Here is a 13,559-nt window from a genome sequence, read left to right as displayed (position 1 = left end):
TCGAGGGCATGACGACACCTTCGAACCCCACCGGTATCCGCGCCTCCGACGCCGAGCGCGAGGCGGTCGCCGAGCGCCTGCGCGAGGCCGCCAGCGCCGGGCTCCTCACCATCGCCGAGGCCGACGAGCGCCAGGGCGCCGCCTACGCCGCCGTCACCCGTGACGAGCTCGTGCCGCTCACGGTGGACCTGCCCACAGCGGAGCAGACCAGGCCGGACCGGCCCATCGCACCCGGGCGGCGCGGTCCGCTCACCACCGGAGCCCGCAGGCGGCTCGCGGTCCACGTCGCGATCGTCGGCTTCCTCGCCGTGTTCCTCGTGACGCGGTGGGCGATGGACCCCGCGCCCTGGTTCTGGCCGGTGTGGCCGATGTTCTGGCTCGGCCTCAGCGTGCTGGTCCACCGCCGCTTCGCAACGCGAACGCCACCCGATGCGGCCGCGGCCTGACGAGCTCGCACACCAACTTCGGCGCTCGCACACCAACTGCAGTTCATGTGCGGGCACCAGAGTTGGTGTGTGAGGGGCTGGGAGGGGCGCTCGCGACCAGTAGGCGGGCGCCCGCCGGTCCGGACCGGAGGGGCAGGTACGTCTCGTCCGCCGGCTCCGCCCACGCCGTCCGGCGCGCCCGGACCGGCTCGCCCGCCACCGCCGCGTCCCCCTCGATCACGAGGGCGAACGCGCGGTCGGCCGCCGGAACGGGCAGGTCGAGCGCGGCGCCAGGGGCCAGCACGACGAGCACGACCTGCGCCGGGGCGGCAGGCCGCGCGAGGCCGCGAACCCCCTCCACCGTGCCGGCGAGCACGTCCACCTCCGCACCCGGCAGCGCGATCCGCGGACGATCCGCGGCGCGCAGCTGCTGATGTCCCGGCAGCGCCTCCCGCGCGTCCGCGGGCAGCTCCAGCCACAGCTGCAGCACGTGGGCGTGCGATCCCGGGGCGGCGACCTCCCGGTGCACGATGCCGCGACCCGCGGTCATCCACTGCGCGTCGCCGGCCTCCAGCACGCCGGCGCCGCCCGCGTCGTCGTCGTGTTCCAGCGCACCGTCCAGGACGACCGTGACCGTCTCGATGCCGCGGTGCGGGTGCCACTCGAAGCCCGGCACCGAGATCCGGTCCTCCGACAGCACCAGGAACGGGGCCGTGCGCGGGTCGCCGGGCCGCACGTGCAGCCACTTGTCGTCGACCTCGGCGTCCGGGCCGGTGTGCAGGGCCTCCTCGACCCGGTCGATGCGGCGCACCTCGGGACACTAGCTCAGCCGATCAGCTTCCCGGCCTGCTGGATGACCGTGAGCACCGCGAGCACGCCGAACAGGAGCACCGACCACACCAGCGCACCGACCCGGAACCCGCGGATCCGGATCGCCGCCGGCAGCATCTTCTTGTTGATCACGATCAGCAGGCCGGAGTAGATGAACATCATCACCCCGCCCACGCAGGCCGAGATCACGGCCAGGACGATGGGCTGGGAGAAGCCGGCCGCGATCACGATGATCCCGATCACCGCGAGCCCCCACACCAGCCCGGCGTAGAGCTTGCTCTCCGAGGTGTCGGGGAAGTACACCGTCTTCAGCACGTCGGCGGCCAGCCGGCTGGTGTAGTCGACGATGCCCAGCGCCGCGGCGAACAGCGACACCGCCCCGATGACCCAGAAGAAGTACCCGAACCAGGTGCCGACCCGGTCCATCAGCACGTTCCCCTCGATCTTCAGGAACGAGATGTCGTTCGTGACGTCGGGGTGGCCGAACACCGTCGCGTAGGCCAGCAGCGACATGAACACGATCGACAGGAACGAGATCAGCACGAACGTCCAGAGCTGCTCGCGGTTGGCGAAGCGCCACCAGCCGCGCCAGTGCTCGAGGTTCTGGTCGGTGGGTGTGAAGACGAACCCGACGCGGCCGCGGGCCTCGGGCTCCCCGGTCAGCGGCGACGCGATCTTCGGCACGTAGGTGCCCATGCCGAAGCCCTTGTCCCGGATCCAGTTGCTCTGCACGAGGTTCTGCCCACCGCCCGCACCGGCGAACGCGAGCGCACCCATCAGCGTGGCGAACCCGAGCTCCGCGGCGGGGAACTGCGCCTCGGTGACGATCTTCGGCACGTCGGCCCACGCCGCGCCGACGGCGAGCGCCGCCCCGACGACGAGCAGCAGCACGACGGCCGCCACCTTCACCATCTGCGCCCGTTCCAGCGCGTTGTAGACCACCGGGGCGAGGGTCAGGATCGCCCCGACCAGGACCAGCAGCACGATCGCGATGATCGACGGGCTGCCCCCGAAGAGGTAGCTGAACAGCGTGCCCGAGCTCGTCACCCACGCCGGCCACAGGTTCGCGAAGTAGGCGAGGACCGCGAACACCAGGCCCCAGTGCCGCCACAGCCTGCTGAACCCGGTGATCGCGGTCTCGCCCGTGGCGAGGGTGTAGCGCTCGATCTCCATGTTCAGGAAGTACTGGGTGATCAGCCCCAGCAGCGCGGCCCAGACGAAGCCCAGCCCGATCTGGGAGGCGATGTAGGGGAACAGGATGAACTCGCCGCTCGCCAGCCCGACCCCGGCGGCGATGATGCCGGGGCCGACGTACCGCCACTGGTTCACCGGCGGGGCGGGCAGCTCACGCACCTGCGGTGGGGGCAGGTACTTCGTGGGGAACAGCGTCGACGGGTCGGCGGACATGGACGTGCCTTTCGTAGTTCAGTGATCGTTCGGGGAGCCCGGGCCTCAGCGCTGCACGTCCTCTCCCGCATCGAGCAGGGACAGCTCGTGCGGGCGGGGGGACGCCTCCCAGTCGCCGGGCACGGTCACGGCGAGCGCCCCGGTGACGGCCGCCGTGCGCAGGCCCTCGTCCGGGTCGCGGCCGGTGAGCCGGCACGCGAGGTAGCCGGCGACGAAGGCGTCGCCCGCGCCCACGCTGTCGACGGCGTGCACGGGGACCGCCGGGACGTCGATCGAGCGGCCGTCGATCAACGCGGTGGCGCCGCGCCGGCCACATTTGATCATGACCTCGCGGGGTCCCAGCTCGGCCAGCGCGGCCGCCAGCTTCTCGGGGCCGGTGGCCCCGTCGACCTCCAGCGCGATGCGCGCCTCGTCGTCGCCGGCGAAGAGCATGTCCGCGCCCGCGGCGAGCTCCCGGAACACCGGAGCCGCGGTGGCGGGGTCCCACAGCCGGGACCGGTAGTTGAGGTCCACCGACACCGGCACGCCCGCGGCGCGGGCCCGGCCGAGCGCCTCCCGCACGGCCGCGGCCGGGCCCTCCCCCAGCGCCGGCGTGATGCCGGTCAGGTGCAGCACCCCGGCACCCTCGACGATCCCGGCCGGCACGTCCGCAGGCTGCAGGTGCGAGCCGGCGCTGCCGTGGCGGTAGTACGTCACGTTCTGCACGGAGCCGGTGCGGCGCTCGCGGAGCATGAGCGCGGTCGGCGCGTCGTCACGGTGCACGACGGCCTGGACCCGCTCGGCGAGCAGGTTCCGCTCGATGAGGTCACCGATCGGGTCGCGGCCCAGCCGCCCGACCCAGGTGGCCGCGACGCCGAGCCGGGAGACGCCGATGGCGACGTTGGACTCCGCGCCGCCCATGGACAGCCGCATCCCCCTGGTGAGGGAGAGCGGGCCGACGTCCTCGGCGACGAGCAGCCCGAGCGTCTCGCCGAGGGTGACCAGCCCGGTGCCGGTCATGAACGGGCCGCCGCGAGCGCCGCCGCCGCCCGCTCGGCGAGAGCGGTGAGGTCCCCGTCCGGCGAGAGCGCGTCGCCGATCAGCGGCGAGCCCATGCCCACGGCCACCGCCCCCGCCGCCAGCCACCCGCCGACCGAGGCGATGTCGACGCCACCGGTGGGCACCACCGGGATGTCCGGCAGCGGGGCGCGCACGTCCTTGAGGTAGCCGGGGCCCAGGTGCCCGGCCGGGAACAGCTTCACCGCGCTCGCGCCGGCCTTCCACGCCGCGGCGATCTCGGTGGGGGTGAACGCGCCCGGGTAGCTCGCGATGCGGTGGCGCAGCGCCGCGGCGATCACCTCCGGCTCCACGGACGGGGACACGACGAACCGCGCGCCCGCGGCCACCGAGGAATCGACGTCCGCGGCGGTCAGCACGGTGCCGACACCGACCTCCACCTCGGCCGGGACGCGGGCCGCGAGCCGCTCGACGACGTCGAGGGCGCCCTTGGTCGTGAGCGTCAGCTCCAGGCTGCGCACGCCGGCCTCGACGAGGACGTCGACCACGGCCTCGGCGCGGTCGGCGTTCTCCGCCCGCAGGATCGCGACGACGCGGGTGGCGGCGAGCGCGGCACCCACCGGAACGCGATCATGATCGGGTGCGCTGAATCCGGTCACAGGCGGTCGTCCCCCTTCCGCGGGCGCCGGAAACGGGGTTCCCGCGGCGGCACCAGCGACGTTTTACGTAGTGGAATGAAGTTTCACCAAGCTCGCGCCATGATGGCCGCCCCGAGGCGGGACGACAAGCGGCCGGCGCGCCGCTATTCATGATCGGCCACCGTGATCTCCGACTCGCACCGCTGTCCGGACCGGTCACCCGAAGCGTCCGGCCCCGTTCGCCCCCGCGTCACCCGGCCGTGCCGGCACGGGCACCCGCACGGCCCAGGCTCGCTGCCGACCGTGACCGGCGGGCCCGAGGAGCTGCCCCGATGATCTCAACACTTCGCCGCGCCGCCGTCGCGTGCGCGGCCCTGCTCGCGCTCACCGCGTGCGGTGAGAGCGCCGTCGGCTCCCCCGCCGGTGCGGACGCCGGCAGTGACGCGCTGGTGTTCGCCGCCGTCCCGTCGGAGGAGTCGACCTCGCTGCAGCAGAGCTACGCGGCCGTCATCGCGATGCTGGAGCGCGAGACCGGCACGAAGGTCGAGTTCCAGAACGCCACCGACTACGCCGCCGTCATCGAGGGCATGCGCGCCGGTCAGATCGACGTCGCGATGTTCGGCCCGTTCTCCTACGTGCTGGCCAAGGGCCAGGACCCGGGCATCACGCCGATCGCGTCGGTCGTGGACGCCCCCGGCGAAGAGCCGGGCTACCAGTCCTACGGGATCACCGCCGCGAACTCCGACATCACCGACCTCGCCGGGTACGCCGGCCGCACCGTCTGCTTCGTCGACCCGAACTCCACCTCCGGCTACCTCTACCCCACCGCGGGCCTGATCGAGGCGGGCGTCGACCCGGCCAAGGGGATCACGCCGGTGTTCGCCGGCGGGCACGACGCGTCGGCCCTCGCGGTGGCCAGCGGTCAGTGCGACGCCGGCTTCGCCTACGACACGATCGTCGACAAGCAGCTCATCGACTCCGGGCAGCTGCAGGCGGGGCAGCTGCGCGTCGTGTGGCGCTCGGAGATGATCGCCGGTTCCCCGGTGGCCGTGTCGAGCCACGTCGACCCGCAGCGCCGCCAGGTGATCGCCGACGCGTTCGCGCAGAAGGCGAACGTCGACTACCTCACCGCGAACGGGTTCTGCGCCACTGCGGCCGACTGCGAGGTCGGCGAGGAGGGCGGCTGGGGCTACGTCGCGGTGGACGACGCGCTCTACAACGGGGTGCGTCGGGTCTGCGACGTCACGAAGGCCGAGTCGTGCACGAGCCTGAGCTGAGCGGCGCGACGATGACGCACGCACCGGAAGCGGTCGTCGAGCTCACCGGCGTCCACAAACGGTTCGGCCCGGGCGTCCACGCCCTCGACGACGTCTCCCTCACCGTGCACGCGGGGGAGGTCGTCGTGCTGCTCGGCGCGTCGGGCTCGGGCAAGTCGACGCTCCTGCGGCACGTGAACGGCCTGCACCGCCCGTCGGACGGCACGGTCCGGGTGCTGGGCACCGACGCCGGCACGGCCGGCGGGGCCGCGCTGCGGGGCCTGCGGCGACGCGTCGGCATGGTGTTCCAGCAGTTCCACCTCGTGGGCAGCCTGACGGTGCTGGAGAACGCCTGCACCGGCGCGCTGGGCACGCTGCGTGGCCCGCGGCTCGGGTTGCCGACCTACCCGCGGCGCGTGCGCGCTGCCGCGCTGGAGCAGTTGGACCGGGTCGGGCTGGCCGACCAGCGCTTCCAGCGCGCCGACACCCTCTCCGGCGGGCAGCAGCAGCGGGTGGCCGTCGCCAGGGCGCTGCTGCAGCGGCCACGGATCCTGCTCGCCGACGAGCCCGTGGCCTCGCTCGACCCGGAGTCGGCCGCGCAGGTGCTCCGGCTCGTCGCCACGCTCGCCCGCGAGGACCGGCTCACGGTGCTGTGCAGCCTGCACCAGGTGGACCTGGCGCTCGCGCTCGGCGAGCGGGTGGTCGGCCTGCGCGCGGGCCAGGTGGTACTCGACCGGCCGGTGGCCGGGCTGGACCACGACACGGCCATGGCGGTGTACGCGCCCCGGACGCCCGCCGCGGTCCCGGTGCTCACCCGGTGACGGATACCGGCACCCTCGCCCGGCCCTCGCGCACCGGCACGGCCGCCGTGCTGGTGCTGCTCGGGCTGCTCGGCGCGGCCATCTGGTCGGTGGGCGAGCTGCGGCTCAACGTCGCCACCCTCGTCGACAGCGCGGGCAACGCCGCGGACTTCCTGTCCCGCACGGTGCCGCTGGACTTCCCGCCGCTGCACGAGGTGCTCGCGCTGTGCGGCCAGACCCTCGCCATCGTCGTCTGCGCGACCCTGCTCTCGGTGCTGCTCAGCGTGCCGGTCGCGGTGCTCGCCGCGGGCAACACCAGCCCGGGACCCGCTGCCCGCTACGGCGCCCGCGCGCTGGTCGTCGTCGCACGCGCCGTGCCCGACGTGGTGCTCGCGATCGTGTTCTTCCGCCTCTTCGGCCTCGGCGCCGCCGCGGGCGTGCTCGCGATGGGGCTCCACTCGGTGGGCATGGTCGCCAAGCTGTACGCCGACGCCATCGAGCAGGTCGACGAGGGCCCGCGCACCGCCGCGCGGTCCGCGGGTGCGGGACGGCTGCAGGAGCTGGTGACCGGGGTGCTGCCCGGGGTGCTGCCGGCGTTCGTCGCGACCGCCCTGCACCGGTTCGACATCAACCTGCGCATCTCCGTGGTGCTCGGGTTCGTGGGCGTCGGGGGCCTCGGCTTCGAGATCGCGAATGCCCTGCGCAGGCTCGACTACCAGCGCGGCATGGCGCTCGCGCTCATCGTGCTCGGCCTCTGCGTGACGGTCGAGCTGATCTCGGGCGCGGTGCGCCGGGCACTGCTGCTGAACACGACCGGCCGCGCGCCGACGCCCCCGCCGGCCGGCCGGCTCACCCCGCCGTGGACGGCCCCGCGGGTCCGCGCCGCCGCTTACGCGGGCGCGACCGTGGCCGTGATCGCCCTCTCGGTGCCCGTGGCGGGCCTCTCCCCCGCGCAGCTCGTCACCGGCGCCGGGCAGCTGCCCACGACGCTGGGCCTGTTCTGGCCGCCGAGCACCGGCGGGATCCTCCCCGACCTGCTCGCGGAGCTCGCCGTCACCGTGCAGATCGCGCTCGCGGCGACGCTCCTCGGGGCCCTGCTCGCGCTGCCGGTGGGCGCCATGGCCGCCCGCAACGTCGCGCCGGCGCCCGGCGTGGCCGCCGCGTTCCGGGGCGTCATCGTGGTGGTCCGCGGGATCCCGGAGCTGATCATCGCCATCGTGTTCGTCGTGATCACCGGGCTCGGCCCGGTGGCCGGGGCGCTGGCGCTCGCGATCGGCGCGGTCGGCCTGCTGGGCAAGCTCGTGGCCGACTCCCTGGAGGAGACCGACGTGCGCGTGCAGGAGGCCGTGCGGGCCACCGGCGCGTCCCGCCTGCAGGTCCTCACGGCGGTGACGCTCCCCCAGGCCGCGCCCGCGATCGTGGCGCACCTGCTCTACCAGCTCGACGTCGCCATCCGCTCCGCGACGCTCCTGGGCATCGTGGGGGCGGGCGGGATCGGGTTCTACCTGCTCAACGCGTCGCGCGTCATGGAGTTCGGGGTGGTCACGACGATCATGGTGCTGGTCTTCGCCACGGTCATGGCGGTCGAGCTGCTCGCGCTGTGGCTGCGCCGCGCGGTCCGCTAGCCCTCGGCGCGCGGCCGCGTCCCAGCCCCATGATCGGCGATCGGGCGCGTTCCCGTGCGAGATTCGCCCGTTTTCGCGCCGAAGCGCTGATCATGCTCGCGAGACCGGCCGGGCCGTCGGGGGCAACCGGCTCAGAGCAGGGGGACGACGACCAGCCCGACCGCGACCGTCACGTCCAGGGCACCGCACCACTCGGCGTAGGAGCGGGAGACCGTGCGCTCCTTCGCCATGTGCACGAAGTCCCAGATCCCGTGGGCGAGCATGCCGGCGGCGACGAGGTAGCGGCCGACGTCGGGGTGGATCGCCAGCCCGGCCGCCGCGACCGCGGCGAACCCGGCCAGCCCTGCGAGCTGCACGCGGAAGTCGTGTTCGCGGTGCCGGCCGTGGCTCGCGCCCCAGACCGTCGCGCCGAGGGCGGCGGCGAGGATCACGACGGCCGGCTCGACCGCGTCCTGCATGCGGAGCAGGACGAACCCGCCGCCGAGGACGGCGAGGGCCGGCCAGCTGGCGTGCTGCCGGCGCAGGACCGCCAGCACGACGTAGAGCAAGGGCATGAGCATCAGCAACCGCGCGTAGCCGTGGGTGGTCGCGTCGGTCACCTCGGCGAAGAACACGTCGGCGCCGAGGGCGAACCCGAGAGCGGTCGGCCAGCGCCGGGCCACGGCCGCCACGGTGCGCCCCACCGGGCGCGACTCGATCGTCGTCATGTCCCCAGGTTCGGCCGGAGCGGACGCGAACGGCAGGTGCGTGCCGTCACGGGTGACCCGTGCAGATCTCCCGGGTCGACCGGGCGACAACCGGCCCGGACGTTCACGGCCGTTTCCTCGCCCGTTACCGGCGGCGCCGTTGTCCGGACAAGCCGGCCCGGCAGCGTTGCCGGCCGTGACGACCACCCGGTACCTGGAGATCGCCGAAGAGCTCGCCGCCGAGCTCACCGGCGCACCCGCGGGTTCCCGCGTCGACGGGGAGCACGGGATCGGCAGGCGGTTCGGGGTGGGGCGCGCGGCGGCGCGGGCCGCCCTGCAGGAGCTGGAACGCCGGCTCCTGGTTCGGCGGGTGCAGGGCGCGGGCACGTTCGTGAACCGGCGCATCGACTACACGATCTCCCACGACCGGCGCCCGTCGTGGCACGAGACGGTCGCCGCGGCCGGTGCGCAACCGCGCACGGTCGTGCGGGGCATCGAGGTGCTGCCGCTCCCGCCCGAGCACGCGCCCGGGCTCGGGTTGCCGGCCGGGACCCCCTGCCACCGGCTCGTGCGGCAGTCCTACGTCGACGACCTGCTCGCGGCACGTGTGCACGAGTGGGTGCCGGTGGACCTCGTCGCCGACCTCGACCTGGCGGTGCAGGCCGCCGAGTCGCTCGACCTGGTGCTGCGGCAGGTGGCCCGGGTGGAGCCGGTCCGCGCGTGGTGCCGGGTGAGCCTCGACGTACCCCCGCCCGCCGTCTGCGCGGGCCTGGACATCGAACCGAGCCGGCCGGTGTGGCTGGTGGAGAGCGTCAGCCGGGACGCCGCGAGCGGGCGCCCGGTCATGTGCAGCAGGTCGTGGATGCGCTCGGACGCGGTCCGGGTGGTGGTCGAGCTGGGCTCGCCACCGGAAGGAGGGTGATGAAGTACTCGCGAGAGGAGCGGGCGGCCATGCTGGCGCTCGCCCGCCCCGAGGAGCTGGTGGGGCTGGCCGACGCCTGCCTCGCCGACGGCGCGGTGCCCCGCGTGCTGCGGGCACCCGAGGTCGGCTGCGTGGCCACGCAGGTGACCGAGCCGATCGCCGGCGACCGGTTCCTGCTCGGCGACGTCCTCGCCGTGCAGGCCGAGGTGGAGCTGGGCGGGTCGCGCGGGTGGGCGATGCGGCTCGGGGACGACCGCGCCGCGACCCTCGCCGCCGCGATCTGCGACGCCGAGGTGCAGGCCGGGCGGCCCCACGCCGCGGACGTGCTCGACCTGTGCGGGCGCGTCGCCGCCCGCGAGGCCGCGGCCGAGGCCGAGGAATGGGCGCGGCTCGCCCCGACCGTCGTCGAGTTCGAGGAGCTGGCGTGATCGAGCCTGCGGGCGAACCAATGGGCACAGCACGGCGAGGGCTCGTGACATCCGCCCTGCTCCCGGTGCTGGACGCGGACACCGCGCAGCGCGCGTTCCGGGTCGTGCTCGACGCGCTCGCGCATCCCGGCGTGCCGGCGGACCTCCCGGTCACGGAGGCGCCGGCGGCATTGCTGCCGGTCCTCGCGCTCGCCGACCTGGACACGCCGACGTGCGTGCTCGGGGACACGGTGGACGACGCGGGGGACGGTGCGTGGGCGGTCGCGCTCGGCACCGCGACGTCCGCCCCGGTGGCCGCGCTCGGGTCGGCCCGCCTGGTGGCCGCGCTGCGGCCCCTCGCAACCGGCGAGCTCGGCGCGATCCGCGCCGGCAGCGCGGGAGCGCCGGAGGAGGCGGCCCTCGTCACGCTCGCCGTGCCGGCGCTCGACGGGGGGCCGGCGCTCACCCTGTCCGGGCCGGGGGTCCCCGGCACCCGCACGGTGACCCCCCGCGGGCTCCCCGCGGACCTGGTCGCCACCCGCGCCGCCACGGTGTTCCCCGCTGGGCCCGACCTGCTTTTCGTCACCCCGGACGGCGCGGTGCTGGGCATCCCCCGCAGCACCCGGATCGAGGAGAGCTGAGATGGGTTACTCCGGAGCCCGCGGCGGGCTCGAGGCCATCCTCGCGGCCGAGCGCCTGGTGCGCGAGGCCCGCGACGACGCACCGGCGCCCTGGGCGTCGACCGAGCAGATCACGGCCCGCTTCCGGCTCGCCGTCGACCGCGTGCAGGGCGAGGCCGGGCTCTACCACGAGCCCACCGCCGCCGACGCGTTCCGGCAGGCCGAGGGCGACACCCTGGAAGCCGCGCACCTCGTGCGCGCCCACCGCTCGACGCTGCCCCGCCTGGCCGTGAGCGAGCCGGTGGACCCCGACGACATGGTGGTGCTGCGCCGCATCGTCCCGGCCCACCGCACACCCGAGGGCCCGCAGCTGCTGGGCCGCACCACGGACTACACGGGGAGGATGCTGGAGCGCGAGCCCTCTCCCCCCGCACGAACAGCACCTTCGTCCGATGGCGCGGCGCCGGCGCGGGGCCCGGAGCAGCGGCGACCCACCCGGTTCTCGGCCTTCCTCAGGTCCCAGGGGCTGCTCGTCGAGCACACCCCGGGAACCGCCGCGCCCTTCGACGTCACCCGGCGCCCGGCCCGGCCGCCCGCACCGCGCTCGGCCGTACTCGCCTCGATGGCGCGCGCGGAGACCGGGGCGCTGGTCGGGCTCTGGTACCGCTCGATCCTCGGCCCGGACGGCGACATCCACGAGGTGACGCTCGGCGAGGTCCGCCACGGCCACCTCCCGCTCCGGGTGCGGCACCCGCACACCGGCAACCCCGTCCAGGTCGGCCGGTTCCGCGCCACCGAGACCGAGGCCATCGAGGACCTCGACGGCGCCGACGAGGACCGCACCCGCTTCGACGTCGGCTACGGCCTGTGCTTCGGGCACAACGAGCGCAAGGCGATCGCGATGGCGAACCTCGACATCGCCTGCCGCCGCTTCGGCCGCACCGGCCCCCTCGAACAGCTGCTGCTGCTCACCACCGACGGCCTCGACTCCGCCGGGTTCCTCGAACACCTCAAGCTGCCCCACTACGTCACGTTCCGGTCGATGGTCGAGCGCAAGCAGGCCATGCGCGCGACGGGCGTGGCCACCGATCCCCCCGGGAGGGACTGTCGATGACCCTCGCAACCACGACCGGTGTCGACGAGCTGCTCGCCGGCATCGACGCCACGACCGCCCCCGTCGGGATCCTCGACGAGGGCGCGAAGCGCGAGATCCGCCGCGCCGCCCTCACCGCCGTCTGCGTGCCCGGCTACCAGGTGCCCTTCGGGTCCCGGGAGATGCCGGTGGCGCGCGGGTGGGGCTCGGGCGGCCTGCAGGTCACGCTCGGCGTGATCGGTGCGGACGACACCGTCAAGGTGATCGACCAGGGCGACGACGCCGGCGTCAACGCCACCAACCTGCGGCGCCTCATCGCCGGCAGCAACGGCTGCACCGAGTCGGCCGACTCGCGCGAGGCCACGGTGATCCAGACCCGGCACCGGGTGCCCGAGCAGCCCCTTCACGACGGGCACGTGCTCGTGCTGCAGGTGCCGGTGCCCGAGCCGCTGCGCGGGGTGCAGCGCTCGGTGGCCGAGTGCGCCCGCATGCACGCCGAGGCCGACTACTCGACGATGTGGGTCAGCCTCTACGAGGACCTCGTCCGCAACGGGGTGATCACCAGGTCCACCGGCTACCCGGTGCTCGTCGGGGGCCGCTACGTCATGGCCACCACGCCGATCCCGCGCTGGGACGTGCCGCGGCTGCACCGCTCGGAGCACCTGAGCCTCTTCGGGGCCGGGCGGGAGAAGCGGATCTACGCGGTGCCCCCGCACACCGACGTCGAACCCCTGACGTTCGACGACGTGCCGTTCGAGGTGGAGGGTGCCGACGGACGGTGCATCCGCTGCGGCTCCGACGACACGTTCCTGGTCGAGGCCGGGCCCGGCCGCTTCGCGTGCAGCGACACGGAGTGGTGCGCGCGGGTGGCGGAAGGCGACGCCGACGAGGCGTCCCACCGGAAGGCGGCCCCGCTCCACTTGCTGCCGTCCCCGGCGAACCGCGCTGCCCGACTGCAGGAAGGCCACTTCCATGCCACGCCGTTGCGTGAAAGTGGCGTTTCAACGGGTGACGGCCCCGAGTGGGCGCTCCTCGTCGAGGGCATCGGGAAGGTGCACGGGCCCGGTGGGGCCGCCGCCGTCCCCGGGACCGGGCCCGCGCACGGCACCGCCGTCAGCCCCTCCACCGGGGCGATCGTGGCCGCCTGGGACGTCGGGTTCGACGTTGCCCCGGGCGAGGCTCTCGGGCTGATCGGCGAGTCCGGGTCCGGGAAGTCGACGGTGCTGCGCTGCATCGTCGGCGACGAGCCGGCCACGGCGGGGCACCTGTTCCTGTCCGCCGTGGAGGGGGGTGGCACCGACGTCATGGCCCTCGACGGCCCGGCCCGGCGGAAGCTGCGGATCGCGACGCTCGGCATCGTCCACCAGGACCCCTCGGAGGGGCTCGCGCTGGACGTCACCGCGGGCGGCAACATCGCCGAGCGGCTCACGGCCGCGGGCTGGCGCAGCTACGGCGCCATCCGCGCCCGCGCCGCGGAGCTCCTGGAGCGCGTCGAGGTGCCGCTCTCCCGGATGGACGACCCGGTGCGCACGTTCTCCGGCGGGATGCGCCAGCGGGTGCAGATCGCCAAGGCGCTCGCCACCGACCCGGAGATCCTGCTGCTCGACGAGCCGACCACCGGCCTCGACGCGTCGGTCGCCGCGGGCGTGCTCGACCTGCTGCGCGGCCTGCTCGCCGAGCGTGACGTCGCCGCCGTGGTGGTGAGCCACGACTTCGCGGTGATCGAGGCGCTCACCGACCGGTCGCTGGTGATGCAGCTCGGCCAGGTGGTCGAGCAGGGGCTCACCGACCAGCTCTTCCGCGACCCGCACCACCCCTACACCCAGCGGCTCGTCGCCGCAGCCCGGAGGTGA

14 protein-coding genes are annotated in these 13,559 nt (G+C 74.5%); 9 read left to right on the top strand and 5 right to left on the bottom strand.

The window, feature by feature from the left end; all coding sequences use genetic code 11:
• The first annotated feature begins 8 nt into the window (after positions 1-8).
• Complete coding sequence (locus tag ACU436_RS13465; protein ID WP_459025054.1) at positions 9-446, top strand: DUF1707 SHOCT-like domain-containing protein; 438 nt, start codon at positions 9-11, stop codon at positions 444-446.
• A 43-nt stretch (positions 447-489) separates the two neighbouring features.
• Here the strand turns inward: ACU436_RS13465 and ACU436_RS13460 are convergent, their stop codons facing one another.
• The 4 genes from ACU436_RS13460 to ACU436_RS13445 are packed head-to-tail and all read right to left on the bottom strand — an operon-like array spanning position 490 to position 4,279.
• On the bottom strand, positions 490-1,236 hold the full coding sequence (locus ACU436_RS13460) for a pirin family protein (protein WP_459025052.1): 747 nt from the start codon (positions 1,234-1,236) through the stop codon (positions 490-492).
• A gap of 14 nt (positions 1,237-1,250) precedes the next feature.
• Positions 1,251-2,663, bottom strand: coding sequence for an Nramp family divalent metal transporter (locus ACU436_RS13455; protein ID WP_459025051.1), 1,413 nt, complete (start codon positions 2,661-2,663; stop codon positions 1,251-1,253).
• Between the two features lie 45 nt (positions 2,664-2,708).
• Positions 2,709-3,662, bottom strand: a complete 954-nt coding sequence (locus ACU436_RS13450) for a sugar kinase (RefSeq protein ID WP_459025049.1) — start codon at positions 3,660-3,662, stop codon at positions 2,709-2,711.
• The gene (locus ACU436_RS13445) at positions 3,659-4,279 is read right to left on the bottom strand and encodes a bifunctional 4-hydroxy-2-oxoglutarate aldolase/2-dehydro-3-deoxy-phosphogluconate aldolase (protein WP_459025048.1); all 621 of its coding nucleotides are present in this window, start codon (positions 4,277-4,279) and stop codon (positions 3,659-3,661) included. Before ACU436_RS13445 ends, ACU436_RS13450 begins: the two co-directional genes overlap by 4 nt.
• A gap of 350 nt (positions 4,280-4,629) precedes the next feature.
• Here ACU436_RS13445 and ACU436_RS13440 point away from each other — a divergent pair, with 350 nt between their 5' ends.
• The 3 genes from ACU436_RS13440 to phnE are packed head-to-tail and all read left to right on the top strand — an operon-like array spanning position 4,630 to position 7,978.
• Complete coding sequence (locus ACU436_RS13440; protein WP_459025046.1) at positions 4,630-5,574, top strand: phosphate/phosphite/phosphonate ABC transporter substrate-binding protein; 945 nt, start codon at positions 4,630-4,632, stop codon at positions 5,572-5,574.
• Positions 5,556-6,374, top strand: a complete 819-nt coding sequence (phnC, locus tag ACU436_RS13435; RefSeq protein ID WP_459025044.1) for a phosphonate ABC transporter ATP-binding protein — start codon at positions 5,556-5,558, stop codon at positions 6,372-6,374. Before ACU436_RS13440 ends, phnC begins: the two co-directional genes overlap by 19 nt.
• Complete coding sequence (gene phnE, locus ACU436_RS13430; protein WP_459025043.1) at positions 6,371-7,978, top strand: phosphonate ABC transporter, permease protein PhnE; 1,608 nt, start codon at positions 6,371-6,373, stop codon at positions 7,976-7,978. Before phnC ends, phnE begins: the two co-directional genes overlap by 4 nt.
• Before the next feature lie 131 nt (positions 7,979-8,109).
• Here the strand turns inward: phnE and ACU436_RS13425 are convergent, their stop codons facing one another.
• Positions 8,110-8,685: a hypothetical protein gene (locus ACU436_RS13425; protein ID WP_459025042.1), complete on the bottom strand. Its 576-nt coding sequence runs from the start codon at positions 8,683-8,685 to the stop codon at positions 8,110-8,112.
• A 175-nt stretch (positions 8,686-8,860) separates the two neighbouring features.
• Here ACU436_RS13425 and ACU436_RS13420 point away from each other — a divergent pair, with 175 nt between their 5' ends.
• From ACU436_RS13420 to ACU436_RS13400, 5 genes are read left to right on the top strand one after another with little or no spacing between them, the layout of a single operon-like run.
• Entirely contained in the window at positions 8,861-9,586 is a 726-nt protein-coding gene (locus tag ACU436_RS13420; RefSeq protein WP_459025040.1) for a GntR family transcriptional regulator, read from the top strand.
• Positions 9,586-10,014 (top strand): phosphonate C-P lyase system protein PhnG, encoded by a 429-nt coding sequence (locus tag ACU436_RS13415; protein WP_459025038.1) that lies wholly within the window; start codon positions 9,586-9,588, stop codon positions 10,012-10,014. The genes ACU436_RS13420 and ACU436_RS13415 overlap by 1 nt, the downstream gene beginning before the upstream one ends.
• A gap of 44 nt (positions 10,015-10,058) precedes the next feature.
• Entirely contained in the window at positions 10,059-10,634 is a 576-nt protein-coding gene (gene phnH / locus ACU436_RS13410; protein WP_459025036.1) for a phosphonate C-P lyase system protein PhnH, read from the top strand.
• 1 nt (position 10,635) lies between these two features.
• Positions 10,636-11,727 (top strand): carbon-phosphorus lyase complex subunit PhnI, encoded by a 1,092-nt coding sequence (locus ACU436_RS13405; RefSeq protein ID WP_459025034.1) that lies wholly within the window; start codon positions 10,636-10,638, stop codon positions 11,725-11,727.
• Positions 11,724-13,559: an alpha-D-ribose 1-methylphosphonate 5-phosphate C-P-lyase PhnJ gene (locus ACU436_RS13400; RefSeq protein ID WP_459025032.1), complete on the top strand. Its 1,836-nt coding sequence runs from the start codon at positions 11,724-11,726 to the stop codon at positions 13,557-13,559. Before ACU436_RS13405 ends, ACU436_RS13400 begins: the two co-directional genes overlap by 4 nt.

The sequence above is a fragment of the Pseudonocardia wallangbongensis genome (assembly GCF_054486945.1).
Note: the sequence above shows the minus strand (reverse complement) of the source record. Positions and strands in the feature narration are given on the sequence as shown.